Annotated in this window: 2 protein-coding genes; both read left to right on the forward strand. The window is 46.6% G+C overall.

The features are described from left to right. Positions 1-530: phosphate/phosphite/phosphonate ABC transporter substrate-binding protein (locus tag A3763_RS04475; RefSeq protein ID WP_156494906.1), on the forward strand; the 530-nt coding region annotated here is incomplete at its 5' end. Further along, a partial coding sequence (locus tag A3763_RS04480; RefSeq protein WP_197482764.1) for a heterodisulfide reductase-related iron-sulfur binding cluster occupies positions 520-721 on the forward strand: 202 nt, incomplete at its 3' end. The genes A3763_RS04475 and A3763_RS04480, both read left to right, overlap by 11 nt.

Below are 721 nucleotides of genomic sequence, written 5' to 3' on the forward strand. Positions count from 1 at the left end.
CACAGCCAATCAGAGGGCTAATATTCGTTAAGAAAACTGGACCAATTAAGACCTTGGCAGAACTAAGAAATGCAACCATTGCGTTTCCTGGCTTGCTAGATTTTGCCGCCAGCGTAGTGCCGAGAGAAAGCCTGAATAAACTTAACTTCGATATCATCCCCCAGTTTTTATCTAGTCAGTCAGAGGTCTACAAAGGCGTCGCTAATGGGGATTACATCGCCGGTGGCGGAACTGATGAGAGCTTTAGAGCACTCCCCCCTGAAATACGTAGTCGCCTGAGAATGCTCTGGGACAGCCCCGGGTTTTCTCCCTACCCTCTTATCGCACACCCTCGCGTCGATTTTTTCTCGCTCACCAAGTTAAAGCGGGCGTTTGTGAATATGATTAAAGATGACGAAGGGGAAAAGCTTCTCAAGTATATTTTTGTTGAAAACGGCTTTGAGGTTGCTAAAAACAGCGACTGGGATGAAATTGGCCTGATCGACCTCCATATCCTTAACGGTACTTCGAAAAAATCTCATGCAGAGTAAACAGGCCTACCTCTTTGGAACTTGCCTAATAGATTCCTTTTACCCGGAATCAGGTATGGATGCGATTGCTCTGCTTGAACTATGTAATTATCAAATAGTATTTCCTCAAGCGCAAACCTGCTGCGGACAGCCTCCCTATAATTCGGGTGAAGCAAGCCCAGCCAAAGATGTCGCCTGGCACACCATTCAGG

The organism is Oleiphilus sp. HI0128, from assembly GCF_001635365.1.